The sequence below is a fragment of the Bradyrhizobium sp. Crot121 genome, from assembly GCF_059512385.1.
In genome coordinates this window covers 27,257-45,225 of sequence record NZ_JCAMOR010000042.1, presented here as the reverse complement: position 1 = coordinate 45,225, position 17,969 = coordinate 27,257, and the positions used below count along the sequence as shown (strand labels likewise).

Here is a 17,969-nt window from a genome sequence, read left to right as displayed (position 1 = left end):
CCAATTCGACCTGATCTCATCATGCTCTAGGACGTACCGTTGTGAGACCCTCATGGTGAGGAGCCGCAAAGCGGCGTCTCGAACCATAAGGCCCGGCCGGTGGCCTCATCCTTCGAGACGCCTGCTGCGCAGGCTTCTCAGGATGAGGGGCGGCTGATGTGCTTCGTAATGACGCGCAAGGCGCCAGCAACACCTACTTCGCAAACGAGCGCGAGGGCGCGAGATGCAGCGCATACGCATCGACCTTGTCGCTCGCGCGCGGATAGATCTCGGCGACGATTGGATCATGCCCGGGGATGAAACGATCGGGATGTCCGGCGAGCCGCTCGACGGTTTCCCAGCCGATCGCCATGTCGCCGATATTGTAGACGATCGGAAACGGACTGCGCTTGTGCAGATTGGCGTAGTAATGCGCGGCATCGGATGCCAGCACCACGGGGCCGCGCGCGGTCTCGACCCGCACCACCTGTAGCCCATCTGAATGGCCGCCGACACGGTGCACGGTGATTCCAGGCGCGACCTCGCCATCTCCGGAGTGGAACGTGACGCGCTCGCCATACACGTGGCGAACCATCAGCGTCACATGCTCGATCGAGAACGGGTGCCGCAGCATGCCATTGCACATGCATCGTCCGGTCGCGTAGCTCATCTCGCGTTCCTGCAAATGGAAGCGAGCGTTCGGGAAGCGATCGAGATTGCCGGCGTGGTCGTAATGCAGGTGGGTGACGATCACGTCCCGAATCGATGCCGCCGAAACGCCAAAGCGATCCAGCGCATCGACCGGATTGAGAGTCAGCTTGCGGGCGCGCAGCTCGGCCTCCTCGGCATTGAAGCCGGTGTCGACCAGAATGTCGCGGCCCGCTCCCCGAACGAGCCAGACGAAGTAATCGAGGGCCTGCGCCGCGGTCTCATGCGGATCGGGCGCAAGAAAGTTCATGTTCGGGGTGCGCGGCGACATCGTCGCATAGCGCAGAGCATAGATCTCGTAGGCGTTTCCCATTGGCGTCGCTTTTCTTGGTTGAGTGGCCGCTTGCGCGACAAGCAAGCCATTGTCATCCGCAAAGGTCAAATCCTGCAGGCCTGCTGCGGCTGCATGACAGGACCGTGCGAGCCAATGTGAGAGGGCGTCAGGGTGAGGGGGTGTCGCATTGCGGTCCGCGGCGTTGTCGACGGAACCAGCGCTGCCACCGGAACAACCGTGCTTCATTCCCTGCCGGAAGCCGCTTCTTCGCGCTTAATTGTCGCAATTAACGACGACGGCGCAAGTGGTTGACGGCCCATGGGCGCGGTTTGATAATGCCGGTTGCGTGAAGTAAGGTCGCCGCGGCGCAGACCGGGATCGGCGTCTTTTTGGCTAGACTGCGGCGATTATGCACATCTGCTTTGCTTTGCTCCTCACATTGATTTTTGCCGTCGCCTCGACCGCACCCTCTTTCGCTGCGGGCGACCGTTTCGCCCTGGTGATCGGCAACGCCAAGTATCCGGACGCGGATGCGCCGCTGAAGGAGCCGATCAACGACGCGCGCGACGTCGCCGACGAGCTCAAGCGCGACGGCTTCAATGTCGACATCGGGGAAAATCTGACCGGCGAACAAATGCGGCACGCCTTCGAGCGACTCTACGGCAAGATCAAGCCGGGCTCGGTCGTCCTCTTGTTCTTCTCGGGCTATGGTATCCAGTCCAGCCGCCAGAGCTATATGATCCCGATCGATGCCCAGATCTGGAGCGAGGCCGACGTCCGCCGCGACGGTTTCAGCCTCGAGACGGTGCTCGGCGAGATCAACAGCCGCGGCGCCGGCGTCAAGATCGCGCTGATCGATGCTTCCAGGCGCAACCCGTTCGAGCGCCGATTCCGCAGCTTTTCAGCCGGCCTTGCGCCGGTGATCGCGCCGAACGGAACGCTGGTGATGTATTCGGCGGCGCTGTCGTCCGTGATCTCGGACAATGGCAGCGACCACAGCCTGTTCGTGCGGGAATTGCTCAAGGAGATCCGCACCCCCGACCTGATGGCGGAAGAGACGCTGAATCGCACCCGTGTCGGTGTCACCCGCGCCTCGCGCAGCGAGCAGGTGCCGTGGATCTCGTCTTCGCTCGCGGAAGATTTCTCTTTCGTTCCAGGTTCAGCGGCGCGGCCGCAGAGCCCGCCGCCGCCCGAACCTCCGCCGCCACCGCCGGCTCAGTCGGCGGTCGCCCCGCCGGCCCCACCTGCTCCGCCGTCGCCGCCGCCCGCGCCTCCGGTGCAGACCACCACGGCGCCGCCTCCGTCCGAGCAGTTGCCATTACCACCTCCGCCGATGCCGCGGCCGGCGGACGTCGCCGCACCGTCGACACCACCCGCCCCGAAGCAGGCCGACACGCTGGCCGATGATCCGACCATCAAGACCCTGACGGCACGGCTCAACGACAATCCGGATGATGCAGCAGCTCTTTACCGCCGCGGTCAGGTCTATGCCAGCAAGGGCGCCTACGAGCTCGCGATCAAGGACTTCGACAACTCGCTTCGATTAAACCCCAAGGATGTCGAAGCCTACAACAACCGCTGCTGGGCCCGCACCGTGATCGGCGACCTGCAGGCTGCGCTGAAGGATTGCAACGAGGCGCTGCGGCTGCGGCCGAATTTCGTCGACGCGCTCGACAGCCGCGGCCTTTTGAATCTGAAGAGCGGGCAAACCAAGAACGCCATTGCCGATTTCGATGCGGCGCTGAAGCTCAATCCCAGGTTGACGTCATCTCTCTACGGACGCGGGCTTGCCAAGAAGCGCAACGGCTCGGTCGCGGAAGGGGATCTGGACATCACCAACGCCAAGGCGATGGACCCGAATATCGTCAAGGAATTCGCCGATTATGGCGTGCAGTGACGACAATTTTGATAGCTGGTTCCGTCCGGCCTCGAACCTCGGACGGGATGTGCGAGACTAAGAATTTAAGATGGGCCGGGATCGAGCACCGGCAGTGATTTGGCTAATCGATTTGAAATCGCGCGCACGGCGCAACGGGGGCTGACAATGTTCGAGATCACCGCGAAGAAGAATCTTGCTGCGATGCTTTCGGTTGCGACGATCGGCGCCACGCTTGCCCTTGGCATGGTGGCCGCCCGGGCCGGCGACAACGTCACCGAAGAGCAGATCCTGAGGGCGCTGACGCCGGAGAAGAAGCCATTGACCCGCGGCCTGTCGATCGGGCCGAAGGTCGAGCCAGCCGCAAACGCCGCGGAGGACAAGTTCGTGCAGACGATCCGCGGCCGCTCCACCCGCTCGCTGTCGTCGGCCGAGCGCGAGGAGATCGCGACCATCGTCAAGGACAAGCCCAAGATCGATCTGGAGATCAACTTCGATTACAATTCGGCGCAGATCAACGCCAAGTCGCTGCCCTCCGTGCAGGCCTTGGGCCGCGCTCTGACCAATGCCGACCTGAAGGGCTCGACCTTCGTCGTAGCCGGCCACACCGACGCCGCCGGCAGCGAGGCCTTCAACCAGGACCTCTCCGAGCGCCGCGCCGAGGCGATCAAGCGCTATCTCGTCGACAAATATGGCGTCAACGGTTCCGATCTCGTCACCGTCGGCTACGGCAAGAGCAAGCTGAAGGATCCGAGCCAGCCGCTGGCGGAAGCGAACCGCCGTGTGCAGGTCGTGAACATGGAAAACAACGCAACCGCGTCCAAGTAATCCCGTCCGGGTAAACGGCGTAGCGCCACGTGCTATTTTAAGGGTAATATGCGTCTCGCACCCCTGCGAGACGCATTTGTTTTAGCAATAAGACTGAAAACAATTCGAAGCGTTCCGCTTCAGCTAAACTTCAGGTCTGGATCGATCCGGCGATGAAATTCTCCGAATACCTAAAGCCTGTGCTCGGAACAGTCTTCGTCGTCGCACTCGGCGCCGGCTACTACTGGTTCGAGCACCGGCCGCGTCCGGAAGAGAAGGACACGCCGGGCCAGGCCCTCGTCGTCGTCACCAAAGCCACCAATGCTTGCTTCTCCGACATGGTGCGCGTCACCGGCCATATTGTGCCGCGGCGCGAAGCGCAGGTTGGCGTCGATCACGAGGGCTCCAAGGTCAGCGATGTCCTGGTCCGCGAGGGCGACACCGTGACCGAGAACCAGGAACTGGCGCGGCTGACCCCGCCGCCGCAGCAACAACAACAGCAGGCAGCCCAGGGCGGCGGACGCGCAGCATCGCTTTCCTTGCGCGCGCCGGCCGCGGGCCTGGTCACCGAGGTGCGGACCGCCGTGGGCGCCCCCGCCTCGCCGCAGGCCGGACCGATGTTCCGCATCGCGATCAACAACGAAATCGAGCTGGAAGCCGAGGTGCCGAGCATTCACCTCTTGAAGCTCAATCCGGGCGCGACCGTGCGGATCAGCCGCGACGATGCGCCCGACATGGTCGGCAAGGTACGGCAGATCTCGCCGCAGATCGACCGCAACACCCAGCTCGGCCGTGTCAGGATATCCCTTACCAACAATCCTTCGCTGAAGGTCGGCATGTTCGCCCGCGCCAATATCGACGCCAAGCGCTCTTGCGGCGTCGCCGTTCCGCGCACCGCGATCGACCGCCTTACGTTGCAGGTCGTCAAGGGCAACACGATCGAGACACGGAAAGTGCGGGTCGGGCTGACCTCGGACACCTCAACGGAAATCCTTGAGGGCCTCGACGTCGGCGAAATCGTCGTCGCCGACGCTGGCACCTCGCTGCATGACGGCGACCAGATCAAGATCATGTTCGCCGACGAACTCGAGCGCACGCGGACACGCTAATGGCTTTGAACATCTCGGCTTGGTCGATTCGGAACCCACTGCCGTCGATCGTCTTCTCGATCATCCTTTTGGTGCTGGGCTGGGTCTCCTTCACCAAGCTTGCGGTCACGCGGCTGCCGAGCGCCGATATCCCCGTGATCTCGGTTGCGGTGTCGCAGTTCGGCGCAGCACCGTCGGAACTGGAAGCGCAGGTCACCAAGACGATCGAAGACGGCGTCTCGGGCGTCGAGGGCGTGCGCCACATCTCCTCTTCGATCACCGACGGCCTGTCGGTGACCACGATCCAGTTCGCGCTGGAGACCAACACCGATCGCGCGCTGAACGACGTCAAGGACGCCGTCACCCGCGTCCGCGCCAACCTGCCGCAAAACGTCACCGAACCGCTGATCCAGCGCGTCGACGTCATCGGCCTGCCGATCGTCACCTATGCAGCGATTTCACCGGGCAAGACGCCGGAGCAGCTTTCCTATTTCGTCGACGACGTGGTCAAGCGCGCGCTGCAGGGCGTGCGCGGCGTCGCCCAGGTCGAGCGCATCGGCGGCGTCGAGCGCGAGATCCTGGTCTCGCTCGATCCCGACCGGCTGCAGGCGGCGGGGCTGACAGCCGTCAATGTCAGCCAGATCCTGCGCGGCACCAATGTCGACCTCGCCGGCGGCCGCGCCGAGATCGGCAAGAACGATCAGGCGATCCGCACGCTCGCCGGCGCCAAGACGCTGAACGAGCTTGCCGGCACCATGATCCCGCTGTTCGGCGGCGGCGAGGTGCGGCTCGACGATCTCGGCACGGTGACCGACACCATCGCCGATCGCCGCACCTTCGCCCGCTTCAACGGCGAGCCGGTGGTCGCGCTCGGCATCAAACGCTCCAAGGGCGCGAGCGATGTGGTGGTCGCCGCCGCGGTGCAGAAGCGGATCGATGCGCTGAAGGCCGCCTACCCCGATGTCGATCTCAAGCTGATCGACACTTCGGTCGAATTCACCAAGGGCAACTATGAGGCGGCGATCTCGACCCTGTTCGAGGGCGCGATCCTCGCCGTCATCATCGTGCTGTTGTTCCTGCGCGACCTTCGCGCCACCATCATCGCCGCGGTCTCGCTGCCGCTATCGATCTTCCCGGCGTTCTGGGCGATGGACATTCTGGGCTTCTCGCTCAACCTCGTCAGCTTCCTCGCCATCACGCTCTCGACCGGCATCCTGGTCGACGACGCCATCGTCGAGATCGAGAACATCGTGCGCCACATGCGCATGGGCAAATCGCCCTATCGCGCTGCGCTGGAAGCCGCGGACGAGATCGGGCTTGCGGTGATCGCGATCTCGCTCACCATCATCGCGATCTTCGCGCCGGCGAGCTTCATGTCTGGTATCGCCGGTCAGTTCTTCAAGCAGTTCGGCATCACGGTGTCGGTTCAGGTGTTCTTCTCGCTGCTTGCAGCGCGCTTTGTCACGCCGATGCTGGCTGCCTATTTCCTCAAACATCAGGCGCACGAGGAGCCGCCGCCGGGCCGCATACTGCGGACCTATCACAGCCTGGTCACCTGGTCGGTGAAGCATCATTACATCACAGTGGTGATCGGCTTTGCCGTCTTCGCGGCATCGATCTGGAGCATCAAGCTGCTGCCGCAGGGATTCCTGCCGGCGCAGGACACCGCGCGCTCGCTGCTGGCGATGGAGCTGCCGCCGGGCTCGCAGCTTGCGCAGACCGAGAAGGTGACGGAAGAGATCGTCGCGCGCCTGCGCAAGCGGCCGGAGGTGAGAAGCATATTCGTCGACGGCGGCCGGGTTCCGCCGGGCACGCAGGAAGTGCGGCGTGCCGCGCTCATCATCAACTACACGCCAAAGAACGAGCGCAAGATCACCCAGCGCGAGCTCGAGCTCTCGATCGGCAATGAGCTCGAGAACGTCCCCGACATCCGCTACTGGTTTCTCGACGAGAACGGCCTGCGCGCGATCTCGCTGGTCGTGACCGGCGTCGACAGTAATATCGTCAACAACGTCGCAAGCGAGCTGGCGACGCAGATGAAGCGGATTCCGATCATTGCCAATGTGATCTCGGAAACCGCGCTCGATCGTCCCGAACTGCGCATCCGCCCGCGCTCCGAACTGGCGGCGCGGCTCGGCGTCTCCACCGAAAGCCTGTCGCAGACGATCCGCGTGGCAACCATCGGCGATGTCGGCCCGGCGCTGGCGAAATTCGATGCCGGCGACCGCCAGGTGCCGATCCGCGTCCAGCTCGAGGATAGCGCGCGCAGCGACCTGCAGATGCTGCAGCAATTGCGGGTGCCGCTCGGCCAGCGCGGCGAACGCGGCGGCGTTCCATTGTCTGTTGTCGCCGACATCCAGCTCGATCAGGGGCCAACCAGCATCAACCGCTACGACCGCGAGCGGCAGGCCACCGTCGCGGCCGACCTCGTCGGCAACGCCGCGCTCGGCGATGCCACCAAGCAGATCTATGAACTGCCGGTGATGAAGAGCCTGCCGAAGGGCGTCAAGGTGAGCCCGTCGGGTGACGCCGAAAGCCTCAATGAGCTTTCGGATGGCTTCGCCACCGCAATCACCGCCGGCCTGATGATGGTCTATGCGGTGCTGGTGCTGCTGTTCGGCACCTTCCTGCAGCCGATCACCATCCTGTTCTCGCTGCCGCTTTCGATCGGCGGCGCGATCGCCGCTCTGCTGCTCACCGGCAAGCAGCTCACGACGCCTGTGTGGATCGGCATCCTGATGCTGATGGGCATCGTGACCAAGAACGCGATCATGCTGGTGGAATTCGCCATCGAGGCGATCCGCGCCGGCAAACGCCGCGAGGAAGCGATGATCGATGCCGGCATGAAGCGTGCGCGCCCGATCGTGATGACGACCGTTGCGATGGTGGCCGGCATGATGCCGAGCGCGCTGGCGGTCGGCGCCGGCGGCGAGTTCCGCTCGCCGATGGCGCTCGCCGTGATCGGCGGCCTGCTGTTCTCGACGGTGCTGTCGTTGGTGTTCGTGCCGGCGATGTTCATGGTGATGGACGACGTCGGCAACGTGATCTGGCGCTTCGGCAAGCGGCTGATCGTCTCGCACGCCGACGAGGAACCGCCCTCCGACCACCACGGCGAGCCACCGGCCAAGCAGCCGCCCACGATGGTGTCGCCCGCGGCGGAGTAGCGCTACTCGTTCCTCGCCACCGCGGTCAGCTTGGGCATGTCGTGCAGCAGGATCCGCCCGCGCTGCACGTCCAGAATACCGTCCTTGCGCCAGAGCTGGAGTTGACGGTTGACGCTTTCGCGCGCGGCGCCGACGCAGGTGCCGAGCTGTTCCTGCGAAATGTGGACTTCGGAACCGGAGTCGGAGGCCAGCGCACAGAGCCGCTTGGCGAGGCGGACCGGCAAGGGCTGCAGCGCCGACTCCTGCATCCGCTCGCTCATCCAGCGGATGCGGTGGCAGAGCAGCTCGATCAGCTTCACGGCAACCTTCGGCTCGCGCTCGAGGAAACGGTGAAAATCCTGGCGGCTCAGCACGAACAATTCGGTTGCTTCGCCGGCGGTCGCGTCCAGGGTGCGGTCCTGGCCGTCGAGGACGGCAACCTCGCCGAACAGTTCACCGGGCCTCATGAAGTTGAGCGTCAGCCGGTTGCCGTCGGAGGCGCCGGTCTCGAGGCGAATCTGGCCGCGTCGCACCGCGAACAGGGCGTCACCGGCATCGCCCTTCTGGAACAGCACCTCGCCCGCCTGGAGGTGCCGGGTGTGACAAAGGCCCGCAAGCCGCTGCAATTCGTCCGCGCCCAAATCGGCGAACATCGGGTTCATCTTCAAAATGACCGCAAATTCGGCCTGTTTGCTCATTGTACTGCCTTCCACAACAATCTCCCGTGCGGCTTGCGTTGCGGCCCGGATTAACAAAATCCACCCCCCTGGAAGTGTGGCATAAGTCACATAAGTTCGCAGCTGCGGCGGATTATTTTCGGCCGCTTTGAGCGGAAACCTGTTTCCGGGATAAACTTGCGCGTGACGTTGGCGCGGTCTGGAATGTCGAGATGAGAGCACTGAAAATCGCAGGCGCCGCGATCGGAACCGTGATCGTCGTCATCGCGCTGCTTGCCGTGATCGGCATCCCCTCCGGTTTCCTGACGTCGGCGATCCAGGATCGGGTCGAGCGCCAGACCGGCTACCGGCTCGCCATCAATGGCAGCGCCAAGATCAGCCTGTGGCCGTCGCTCAACATCACGCTGAACGATATCGCGCTGCAGGATCCGAAAGACCGCGAGATCAACAACCGCCTGACCGCGAGCAGCATCCGGGCTGACGTCACATTGGCGAGCCTGTGGTCGGGCCAGCCGCACGTCACCGACCTCCTGATCGTAGGTCCGGTCCTGACCATGCCGCTGCAGCGCGTGCGCGAGCCCACTCCGCCGCCAAGGAACAGCGCCGCCGGGACCAGCGAGGCCAAATTCGGCATCGAGCATGTCAGCGTCACCGGCGGCACGATCGTGTTCTCCAATGTGCGCGACCGCGTCGAAGGCCGCATCGAGGCTGTCAACGCGGATATGGCCGTCGGCAGCGACCGCAAGATCGTCATCAGCGGCAATGGGCGCGGCGGCGGCCAGCCGCTGAAATTCGAGATCAAGGCGACCGCGCCAGCGGCGCCGATCGAGCGGCAGAACATCCCGACCGAAATCGCCTTTGAGGCGCCCGGCCTGTTGCAGGCGCCGCTGTCGGCGCGAACGGAGGTGCGGCTGAGCGGCGCGGTGGTGATGTTCAACGGCGTCAGCGGCACGCTCGGCGACGGCGCGTTCAACGGCTGGGCCTCGGTCGATATCGCCAGCAACAAGCCGCTGGTGAAGCTCGATCTCGACTTCCAGAAGCTCTCGCTGGCGATGGAGCGCGGCCAGGCGGGCACGGCGGCGCAACCCTGGAGCAGTGCCACGTTCGACCTCATCGGGCTGAACTATGTCGACGCGCAGGCGAAGATTTCCGCGGCCGAGCTCAACATCGGCGACGGCCGTTTCGCGCCGGCGGCGATCGAGGCGACGCTGATGAGCGGCGTCATGAAGGCGCGGCTCGCCAATCTCGGCGCCTATGAGGGCAACGCCAATGGCGATCTCGCCATCGACGTTTCCGCCAGCAATCCGACCTACGCGCTCGGCGCCGACCTCAACAATGTGCGGGCGCTGCCGCTGCTGCGCAGCCTTGCCGATTTCGACAAACTCGACGGCAGGATGCAGGCGAAGATCGCGGTGCGCTCCTCCGGCAACAGCCAGCGCGCGATCATGGGAAATATGAGCGGCACGGCCTTCGCCGTATTCCGGGATGGCGCGATCCGCGGTCTCAATGTCGCGCAGATGATCCGCTCGCTGACGACGAGCCCGCTCTCCGGCTGGCAGGAGGGCGATCAGCTCGCGACCGATCTGAGCCAGCTCTCGGCCTCCTTCAAGATCGACAAGGGCCAGGCGGTGACCACCGACCTCAATCTGGTCGGCCCGCTGGTGAAGATGACGGGCGTCGGCACCATCGACCTCGGCACCAAGATGATCGGCTTCCGCGTCGAGCCGAAGCTGGTGCTGACCACCGAGGGCCAGGGCCGCACTAGCGATCCGGTCGGCCTCGGCATCCCCGTGATGATCGAGGGGCCGTGGGACGGCCCGCGCATCTATCCGGAGATGCAGGGCATTCTCGACAATCCCGAGGCCGCCTATGCCAAGCTGCGCGAGATGGGCAAGGGCCTGTTCGGACCGAACGGCGCGCTCGGCGGACTCCTCGGCGGCAGCAGCGGAGCCGGCACCCAAGGCGGCAGCGCGAACGGCCAATCCGGCCAAGGTGGCGGGCTGCTCGGCGGCCAGCTTGGCGAGACCATCGGCAATTTGATCCAGCAGGGCCTGAACAGCGCAGCGCAGCCGCCGCGCCCGCGCCGCAGCATCCCGCCGGCGCAGCCGCAACAGCCCGAACCGCAGCCGCAGTCCGCCCCACCTTCGCCGCCAAGCGACAGCGGCGACACGCCGGACAGCCAGGCGATGAACGAAGTGCTGCGCCAACTCTTCAACCGCTGAGGCGCCCCGAGTCTTCACACCCGACTTGCCCTTTTTTATGGGGAGGTGGGGACGCTCGCACCATCGTCATTGCGAGGAGCGATAGCGACGAAGCAATCCATACCTCCGCAAGCGGCGACATGGATTGCTTCGCGGAGCCTGTCATCGGGCGGCGCTTCGCGCCGACCCGGTGGCTCGCAATGACGACAAGACGGCGCCTGATTCCGATTCTATTTTCAAACAGCAGAGGAAACACGCGTCCGCATCCTCGCGGCACGAACTGCCCGAGCTTTGCGTCTGTTTCACCCGTCTCGAGAAAGAGAGGGCGCAGGGAAGGCCGGGTGCCGATTGCACCCGTGGGCTCCGTGCAACAAAAAGCACGGGGGTAGGACCACAGGTCAACCGGAGCAACGCCGGCCTTCCCTGCGCAATGGTTTTAACGGTTTCCTTCGCGCTCTCCCCGGTGACCGGGCTTTCTTGCCACCGTCATCCCTTAAGGATGTTTCCATCCCGCAAGGACTTAGCGCCAGCGTCGGGGCGCCAGGACCACACGACTTCGCCGTCCGCGAAGAGCCGGGCGTTCGTCGTTCGCCGGCCCTCGCGTCCACCGCATCCCGCCGCGCGTTCGTGACGATCGCGATCCGCCCCTCTTGCCGGGCGGGACGGCGGATTTATAGGGGTGATTTGGGGTGAAACCGAAGCGGTTTATTTTCCGCTGATAGCCTGGACGGGCCAAATCATATTGATTTAATTGGGATAATTCGTCTCGCCGCGCAACGCGAAGGGAACCTTTAGTCGCCTCGCGCGTTGAAGCTGCATGTCTGATTCATACACACCCCGTGAGAAGCCAACGCCGGAGCAGCGCAAGGCCAGGGAGGCCCAGCGACGGCACGATGCGGAGCAGGCCATGCGAGAGCATCAGCTCGCGCAAGAGGCCTTTCATAAAAACCGTGAGCGGCTGAAAGCCGAGCGTCTGGCGCGCGAGGCAGCGGCCGGAAAGTAGCATTTTATTTGGAGCATGATCTCCGCGCAAACGCTACGCGTTTGTCGCGAGGGAAAACCGGTTTCCACTTTTCCGGATCATGCTCTGACCGCCAGCGCCAGATAGATCGCGGTTGCAGCCAGACCCAGCGCCGTGCGCACCGCGTGCATCCAGCCCCAGGAAACGACGAGCCCACGCGACTCGCTATTCGCCTGTTCGGGCGGCCATGCTTCGATCCGCTTGTTGGTCGGCAGCATCACCAAGAGCGTGTAGGGCCAGTTCGCCAGCATCAGCACCGCCGCGACCGACCACCGCCAATCCTGCAACTGCCAACTCGCGAGAAATCCTGATAGCGCCGAGATGACGGCAAGACTCGCCTGCATCGCAAAGCCGCGCGCATAACTCGGCTTCCATTGCCGCAGCAGGCTCGCATCGTCGAGCAAGAGCCGCGCCGGCTGCTCGGCGACGTTGATATAGAACGCTGCTCCGGCAAACGCCGCCGCGGTGATGAGGGCGAACAGTCCGGGCACCATTGCTCCCTCCACGGCAAAGCCGATACGCCCTCTTCTATCCAAATTGACAGTATATTGTCAATTTGGAACTATGTCGACATGCAACAAAGCCCCTCAGCCGACCGCGAAACCGACGCGCTGACGCAACTGATCCTGGAAGTGTTCCGCCTGAACGGCGGCCTGATCGCGGCCGGCGACCGCCTCGTCGCCGACCTCGGCCTGACCAGCGCCCGCTGGCAGGTGCTGGGCGCCATCGCGCTGTCGCCAACGGCCGAGCCCGTCGCCCGCCTCGCCCGCTCCATGGGCCTGCACCGCCAGGGCGTGCAGCGCATCGTCAACGAACTCGTCGAAGAAGGCATCGTCACCCTCGCCGACAACCCCCACCACCGTCGCGCCAAACTGGTGCGCCTGACGAAAAGGGGCGAGGCGCTTTATCGCACCGCCGAGCGAAGGCAGAGGCCGTGGGCGAGGAAGCTGGCGAGGGGGATTGGAGTGAAGGCTGCCGTCTCAGCGCATGCGGTGCTCAAGGCGGTGCGAGAGCGATTGGAGATTGAGCCGCAGATGAAAATAGAAGAACGCAATACGAAGCTCTGAGCCACGCGGTTAGCCACACCACTTCAAACCCTGTCCGAAAGCCGATAGCTTACCGAGTAATCGTTCGTTGATTATGATGCTTTGGATAGCAGAGAAACGCAAAGATGAAACATTTGACGAAACGAAACTGGGTCCGGAATGTATTTGTATCGGCTTGTCTGTCGTTGGGTATTACGCTCGCGACCCTCGCCGTATTGGAAGTTTTTCTTCGCCTTCTCGACTTTCGGGAACTGAGAGAAACCTTGAGCGAACTGTCACTCAACTACGGCTATGACGCCGAGCTCGGCTGGACGCCGGCGCCAAATTCTTCAGGCGCCATCACGACTTTTCGCACGACACACTATAAGCACAATAGCCTTCGTCTGCGTGACGAGGAGTTCAGCCTCGACACAAAGCCCACGATCATGTTCTTGGGGGACTCCTTTGTCTGGGGCCTCGATTCCGAAGCCAACGAACGCTTCACCGAGCTGTTGAAGCCAAAGATCCCCGACTACAAGATTCTGGCGGCAGGGGTTGCGGGCTATGGAACCGATCAGGAGTATCTGCTGCTGAAGCGATTGTGGTCGAAGGTTAAGCCGGCTGTCGTCGTGCTAATCTTTTGCGCGGATAACGACCGGTCGGATAACAGTACAAATCTCCGCGCCTATAACTACTATAAACCTTACTTCGCGACCCAACCGGATGGGTCGCTGATGCTGACGGGACAGCCAGTCCCGAAATCGCACCTGCTCTACTTCAAGGATGAGTGGCTGGTGAGAAACCTTTGGCTGGCGCGGCTGGCAGTGGATGTCTATATGCGGCTTAGGTATCCGCCATTGGTTGTGCCGGACCCCACCGAAAAACTGGTGGGGAAGATCCGCGAATTCGTGGAAGGGAATGGCGCCAAATTCTTGGTTGGGATCCAAGGCCGCGACGAAAAGATGGTCGGCTACCTAGAGGAGAACCGAATCGCGTTCGCGAAACTCGAAGGTGCCGCGTTCTATAAAGAAGCCGTAGGGTTCGGCCCTCATTGGACGCCCGATGGTCATGAATTCGTGGCTGAGCGCATTCTGGGCCTACTGTCCATGAACAACATCGGTCACCATGACGCCGCCGCGCAAAGGAATTAGTGCACCGCCAATCCCAAGCGAAGTAGCGTCAGAACGATCTCGCGACGTCCGCGCAATTGGCCCGACTCGGACGCTTAAAGCGTGACGACTTTTCGTCGAATCGTCCTCCCGCTTTAGCACCTTGTTTGAGCATGATCTCCGCGCAAACGCTTCACGTTTGTCGCGAGGGAAAACCGGTAGCCACTTTTCCGGATCATCCTTTAGTAGAGCTTCGCGCCGCCAACATGCCGGATCTCACTCGGCAGTCTCAGGCACTCCCCGATCTAATCCCGGACTCGTCTGCTGCGGTAAAGCGGAATTGTCGTGCTCACGGGCAGCTGTTCCGAGCGTGACCCAACTGCGACATCGACTCGTCGCGGTCCCTTCGCAGCATATGACCAACACCGAGCCGCCTATGGCTTGTCGAGTCGGCCGGCCAAGGGGGGAGTCAGGAGAAGCAAATGTACAAATTACAGCTTTAAATAGTGCTGGCGCACTGCGAGAGCACTTAGTAGAAGTGATCACGTTTCGTCTAAACTGGCCGAGAGCGCCTGATGCAGTTATTGAATTTCGAACATGACGAGGTCGTGGTCGGACCGAGCGACCGCAGCTTCGGGGGCACGATGGCTGCAGTCTTTGCCCTGATCGGCCTCGTTGGATTATACAGCGGCTCGTCCCACGCTCCGGTCTGGCTTTGCATCGCGATCGTTTTCGCAGGACTGACACTTTGGCGCCCGCAGTCCTTGGGCCTTGCCAACCGTGCATGGCTAAAGCTGGGGCTTTTGATGTACCGCATAGTCAATCCCGTTGTCATGGCCATCCTCTTCTTCGGTGCGATCATGCCGATCGGATTGGCCATGCGCCTATTCGGCAAGGATTTCCTCCGGCTCGCACGTGACGCTTCGTCGCCAACTTATTGGCTGCCGCGCTCCGATCCGCGGCCGCCGTCTGAATCCATGCAGCAGCAATTCTAAGGCAGGCCAGATGTCGTTCATGCGAGAGCTGTTTGCGTTCATTCGGGCTCGGCGCAAGTTTTGGCTGATCCCGATTTTTGCCGTGATGCTTGTTCTTGGCGGACTATTGGTGTTGACCAAAGGATCGGCGCTGGCGCCGTTCGTCTACACGCTGTTCTAAGCGGGGCCTCGTGCGCATCCTCGGCATTTCAGCATTCTACCATGACAGCGCAGCGGCTCTCCTGGTCGACGGCAAGATCGTCGCCGCCGCCCAGGAAGAGCGCTTCACACGACGGAAACACGACCCACGCTTTCCCGCGTGCGCCAGCCGCTACTGCCTTGCAGAGGCAAAAATCAAAGCGAGCGAAATCGATTATGTTGCGTTTTACGAAAAGCCGTTCCTGAAATTCGAACGGTTGCTCGAAACCTACCTCGCCTTCGCTCCGCGCGGGTTTCACTCGTTCCGTAAAGCGATCCCGGTCTGGCTCAAGGAAAAGCTGTTTCAAAAAAGCGTGCTTCGCAACCATCTGCGGGAAATCGACAGCACTGTCGATTGGGAAGCAAAGCTGCTGTTTGCCGATCATCACCAGAGCCACGCGGCATCCGCGTTCTTTGCCTCACCCTTCAGCGAGGCTGCCATTCTTACTCTTGATGGCGTCGGTGAGTGGACGACAACGTCGGCCGGCTACGGTAGAGACAATACGCTCGACCTGCGGCGCGAAATCAACTTCCCGCACTCGATTGGATTGCTGTATTCCGCCTTTACCTATTACACCGGCTTTAAAGTCAATTCCGGTGAGTACAAGGTGATGGGGCTCGCTCCCTATGGCCAGCCGAAATACGCCGACCTGATCCTCGAACATCTCGTCGATCTCAGGGATGACGGCAGTTTCCGACTTGATCTCGATTATTTCGATTATTGCACCGGCCTTACCATGATCAACGGCCGGTTCGAAGCGTTGTTCGGCGGCAAGCCGCGCGATCCCTCGGAACGGCTGGAACAGCGCCATATGGATCTGGCTGCCTCGGTCCAGCAGGTGACCGAAGAAATTGTGCTACGGCTCACGCGCAGTCTGGCTCGCGAGGGACTGTCGCAAAATCTCTGCCTTGCCGGCGGGGTGGCGCTCAATTGCGTCGCCAACGGCAAAATTCTGCGCGACCGCACGTTTGAGAATATCTGGGTGCAGCCGGCGGCGGGTGATGCCGGAGGCGCCGTCGGCGCGGCGCTGGCTGCCTACCATCAGTTTGCAGGTCGGCCACGTACGGCACCCGCGCGTGACGCAATGGCCGGCGGGTATCTAGGGCCATCCTTCTCGCAATTCGAGATTAGAGACCGTCTTGGGCAGGCCGGTGCCGCGTTCACAGAGCTTGACGACGACGCAATCATTCAAAGCACGGTCAAGGCACTGGTTGCGGAGAAAGCGGTTGGCTGGTTTCAGGGGCGAATGGAATTTGGCCCGCGGGCGTTGGGCGCGCGCTCCATTCTCGGCGATCCCCGATCGCCCTCTATGCAGAGTTCGCTCAATCTGCGGGTCAAGTTTCGCGAAAGCTTCCGCCCGTTCGCGCCAGCTGTGCTGCGCGAGGACGTGGCCGACTGGTTCGATCTCGACGGCGACAGTCCCTACATGCAGATCGTCGCTGACGTGGTGCACAGACGCCGGCGGCCCGCCAACCCAGGCGACCACGAGTTGTTCGGCATCGATCGCCTCAATATCCCGCGGTCTGAAATCCCGGCCGTGACTCATGTCGACTATTCGGCGCGGATACAAACTGTCCATGCCGATACCAATAAGCGATTTCATGATTTGTTGACTGCGTTCAAGGCTGAGACGGGGTGTCCAGTGCTGGTCAACACTAGCTTCAACGTTCGTGGAGAGCCAATCGTATGCACGCCGGAAGATGCGTTCCGCTGCTTTATGGGCACCGATATCGAGGTGTTGGTCGTCGGGAATTGCTTCCTGAATAAGGAGGACCAGCCCCCCTCGCTAAAGCTCGACTACAAAAATGCATTCGAGCTCGACTGATGAACTGAGAGACGAGCGCGCTCGTGCCAGCGGTTTCGCGCAGAGATGCTTGCCTTAGACGCTTGTCCCACCTTGCTTTGCTCTTTGCGATCGCTCTGGTATCCATAGATTCTGAAACTTGAGGCTAAGCGACGATACCCATGCCTGCAGCGCGCGACCTCTCTCTCACCCTCCTCGCCGCCGCCCTCTCCGCGGCCACCATCTCCCCCACCCTCGCCGCCGAGGAGCCCGAGAGCCCAAAGGGGGCGACCGTCACCGTGCTGAAGGCCTCGAAAACCTGCTTCGGCAATATCGTCGAAGTCTCCGGGATCATCATGCCGCGGGAGGAGACGCAGGTGCGTCCCGAACGGTTCGGGCTGAAGGTGGCGGAGGTGATGGCGGATCCGGGGGATAATGTTACCGCGGGGCAGATGCTGGCGCGGCTGAACCTGCCCGAGGGCGGGCAGCTCAACATCACCGCGCCGGTGGCGGGGACGATCTCGGCCTCGAGCGCGATCGTCGGCACGATCGCCGGCGGCAAGGGCGAGGCGCTGTTCTCGATCATCGCGCGCAACGAATTCGACCTGATCGGCATGGTGCCGACGCGGGACCTCGGCAAGCTGCAGGCGAACCAGACGGCATCGATCAAGGTGATCGGCGCCGGGGAGATGGACGGCAAGGTGCGGCGGGTGGCGCCGACGGTGGAGCCGAACAGCCAGCTCGGCCAGGTCGTCGTCGGCATCAATGCGCCGCGGCGGCTATTGGTGAATTCATCCGGCCGCGCGCAGATCAAGACCGGGCAGAGCTGCGGCGTCGCGGTGCCGCTGACCGCGATCCTCTATGGCAGCGCCGGCACCGTGGTGCAGGTGGTCAAGCGCGACCGCGTCGAGACGCGGCGGGTGGAGACCGGGCTGATGCAGGCCGGACAGGTCGAGATCCGCGAGGGCGTGCAGGAAGGCGACATCGTGGTGGCGCGCGCGGGGGCCCTGCTGCGCGAGGGCGACCCGGTGCGGCCGGTGATGGCGAGCGCGGAGGGGAAGTGACGGCTCGCCGTCATTGCCGGGCTCGACCCGGCAATCCATCG

The 17,969-nt window shown here is 62.8% G+C and carries 15 protein-coding genes; 12 read left to right on the top strand and 3 right to left on the bottom strand.

The window, feature by feature from the left end; all coding sequences use genetic code 11:
• Positions 1 to 193: 193 nt before the first annotated feature.
• On the bottom strand, positions 194 to 1,000 hold the full coding sequence (locus AC5ZGW_RS29235; RefSeq protein WP_463327072.1) for an N-acyl homoserine lactonase family protein: 807 nt from the start codon (positions 998 to 1,000) through the stop codon (positions 194 to 196).
• Between the two features lie 370 nt (positions 1,001 to 1,370).
• On the opposite strand from AC5ZGW_RS29235, the gene AC5ZGW_RS29230 reads away from it, so the two are divergent.
• The 4 genes from AC5ZGW_RS29230 to AC5ZGW_RS29215 all read left to right on the top strand — a co-directional run bounded on the left by AC5ZGW_RS29230 (position 1,371) and on the right by AC5ZGW_RS29215 (position 7,896).
• Complete coding sequence (locus AC5ZGW_RS29230; protein ID WP_463327073.1) at positions 1,371 to 2,858, top strand: caspase family protein; 1,488 nt, start codon at positions 1,371 to 1,373, stop codon at positions 2,856 to 2,858.
• A 147-nt stretch (positions 2,859 to 3,005) separates the two neighbouring features.
• Entirely contained in the window at positions 3,006 to 3,665 is a 660-nt protein-coding gene (locus tag AC5ZGW_RS29225) for an OmpA family protein (RefSeq protein WP_130230268.1), read from the top strand.
• A 152-nt stretch (positions 3,666 to 3,817) separates the two neighbouring features.
• Positions 3,818 to 4,753: an efflux RND transporter periplasmic adaptor subunit gene (locus AC5ZGW_RS29220; protein WP_130230266.1), complete on the top strand. Its 936-nt coding sequence runs from the start codon at positions 3,818 to 3,820 to the stop codon at positions 4,751 to 4,753.
• A complete protein-coding gene (locus AC5ZGW_RS29215; RefSeq protein ID WP_130230264.1) occupies positions 4,753 to 7,896 on the top strand; it encodes an efflux RND transporter permease subunit in 3,144 nt (1,047 codons plus the stop codon). Before AC5ZGW_RS29220 ends, AC5ZGW_RS29215 begins: the two co-directional genes overlap by 1 nt.
• A 2-nt stretch (positions 7,897 to 7,898) precedes the next feature.
• Here the strand turns inward: AC5ZGW_RS29215 and AC5ZGW_RS29210 are convergent, their stop codons facing one another.
• Positions 7,899 to 8,573 carry a Crp/Fnr family transcriptional regulator gene (locus AC5ZGW_RS29210; RefSeq protein ID WP_130230262.1) on the bottom strand — a complete coding sequence of 225 codons (675 nt, stop codon included), beginning with the start codon at positions 8,571 to 8,573 and terminating at the stop codon, positions 7,899 to 7,901.
• A gap of 191 nt (positions 8,574 to 8,764) precedes the next feature.
• Here AC5ZGW_RS29210 and AC5ZGW_RS29205 point away from each other — a divergent pair, with 191 nt between their 5' ends.
• Positions 8,765 to 10,774, top strand: a complete 2,010-nt coding sequence (locus AC5ZGW_RS29205) for an AsmA family protein (RefSeq protein ID WP_130230260.1) — start codon at positions 8,765 to 8,767, stop codon at positions 10,772 to 10,774.
• 796 nt (positions 10,775 to 11,570) lie between these two features.
• Positions 11,571 to 11,756 carry a hypothetical protein gene (locus AC5ZGW_RS29200; protein ID WP_080663593.1) on the top strand — a complete coding sequence of 62 codons (186 nt, stop codon included), beginning with the start codon at positions 11,571 to 11,573 and terminating at the stop codon, positions 11,754 to 11,756.
• Between the two features lie 77 nt (positions 11,757 to 11,833).
• Here AC5ZGW_RS29200 and AC5ZGW_RS29195 read toward each other — a convergent pair whose 3' ends face one another.
• Entirely contained in the window at positions 11,834 to 12,265 is a 432-nt protein-coding gene (locus AC5ZGW_RS29195; protein WP_165435588.1) for an anthrone oxygenase family protein, read from the bottom strand.
• 81 nt (positions 12,266 to 12,346) lie between these two features.
• Here AC5ZGW_RS29195 and AC5ZGW_RS29190 point away from each other — a divergent pair, with 81 nt between their 5' ends.
• The 6 genes from AC5ZGW_RS29190 (at position 12,347) to AC5ZGW_RS29165 (ending at position 17,928) form a co-directional block, all read left to right on the top strand.
• A complete protein-coding gene (locus tag AC5ZGW_RS29190) occupies positions 12,347 to 12,841 on the top strand; it encodes a MarR family winged helix-turn-helix transcriptional regulator (RefSeq protein WP_130230256.1) in 495 nt (164 codons plus the stop codon).
• 104 nt (positions 12,842 to 12,945) lie between these two features.
• Positions 12,946 to 13,950 carry an SGNH/GDSL hydrolase family protein gene (locus AC5ZGW_RS29185; RefSeq protein ID WP_130230254.1) on the top strand — a complete coding sequence of 335 codons (1,005 nt, stop codon included), beginning with the start codon at positions 12,946 to 12,948 and terminating at the stop codon, positions 13,948 to 13,950.
• Positions 13,951 to 14,483: 533 nt separating this feature from the next.
• Complete coding sequence (locus AC5ZGW_RS29180) at positions 14,484 to 14,903, top strand: hypothetical protein (RefSeq protein ID WP_130231474.1); 420 nt, start codon at positions 14,484 to 14,486, stop codon at positions 14,901 to 14,903.
• Positions 14,904 to 14,913: 10 nt separating this feature from the next.
• A complete protein-coding gene (locus AC5ZGW_RS29175) occupies positions 14,914 to 15,063 on the top strand; it encodes a DUF5989 family protein (protein WP_165435635.1) in 150 nt (49 codons plus the stop codon).
• A 10-nt stretch (positions 15,064 to 15,073) separates the two neighbouring features.
• Positions 15,074 to 16,906, top strand: a complete 1,833-nt coding sequence (locus AC5ZGW_RS29170) for a carbamoyltransferase family protein (RefSeq protein ID WP_130231472.1) — start codon at positions 15,074 to 15,076, stop codon at positions 16,904 to 16,906.
• A 140-nt stretch (positions 16,907 to 17,046) separates the two neighbouring features.
• Positions 17,047 to 17,928 carry an efflux RND transporter periplasmic adaptor subunit gene (locus AC5ZGW_RS29165; RefSeq protein ID WP_130231470.1) on the top strand — a complete coding sequence of 294 codons (882 nt, stop codon included), beginning with the start codon at positions 17,047 to 17,049 and terminating at the stop codon, positions 17,926 to 17,928.
• Positions 17,929 to 17,969 lie beyond the last annotated feature (41 nt).

What these genes read in the sequence shown, in the direction of transcription:
- AC5ZGW_RS29235 (WP_463327072.1), bottom strand. Translation starts at nt 1,000, where the DNA reads ATGGGAAACGCCTACGAGATCTATGCTCTGCGCTATGCGACGATGTCG.
- AC5ZGW_RS29230 (WP_463327073.1), top strand. Translation starts at nt 1,371, where the DNA reads ATGCACATCTGCTTTGCTTTGCTCCTCACATTGATTTTTGCCGTCGCC.
- AC5ZGW_RS29225 (WP_130230268.1), top strand. Translation starts at nt 3,006, where the DNA reads ATGTTCGAGATCACCGCGAAGAAGAATCTTGCTGCGATGCTTTCGGTT.
- AC5ZGW_RS29220 (WP_130230266.1), top strand. Translation starts at nt 3,818, where the DNA reads ATGAAATTCTCCGAATACCTAAAGCCTGTGCTCGGAACAGTCTTCGTC.
- AC5ZGW_RS29215 (WP_130230264.1), top strand. Translation starts at nt 4,753, where the DNA reads ATGGCTTTGAACATCTCGGCTTGGTCGATTCGGAACCCACTGCCGTCG.
- AC5ZGW_RS29210 (WP_130230262.1), bottom strand. Translation starts at nt 8,573, where the DNA reads ATGAGCAAACAGGCCGAATTTGCGGTCATTTTGAAGATGAACCCGATG.
- AC5ZGW_RS29205 (WP_130230260.1), top strand. Translation starts at nt 8,765, where the DNA reads ATGAGAGCACTGAAAATCGCAGGCGCCGCGATCGGAACCGTGATCGTC.
- AC5ZGW_RS29200 (WP_080663593.1), top strand. Translation starts at nt 11,571, where the DNA reads ATGTCTGATTCATACACACCCCGTGAGAAGCCAACGCCGGAGCAGCGC.
- AC5ZGW_RS29190 (WP_130230256.1), top strand. Translation starts at nt 12,347, where the DNA reads ATGCAACAAAGCCCCTCAGCCGACCGCGAAACCGACGCGCTGACGCAA.
- AC5ZGW_RS29185 (WP_130230254.1), top strand. Translation starts at nt 12,946, where the DNA reads ATGAAACATTTGACGAAACGAAACTGGGTCCGGAATGTATTTGTATCG.
- AC5ZGW_RS29180 (WP_130231474.1), top strand. Translation starts at nt 14,484, where the DNA reads ATGCAGTTATTGAATTTCGAACATGACGAGGTCGTGGTCGGACCGAGC.
- AC5ZGW_RS29175 (WP_165435635.1), top strand. Translation starts at nt 14,914, where the DNA reads ATGTCGTTCATGCGAGAGCTGTTTGCGTTCATTCGGGCTCGGCGCAAG.
- AC5ZGW_RS29165 (WP_130231470.1), top strand. Translation starts at nt 17,047, where the DNA reads ATGCCTGCAGCGCGCGACCTCTCTCTCACCCTCCTCGCCGCCGCCCTC.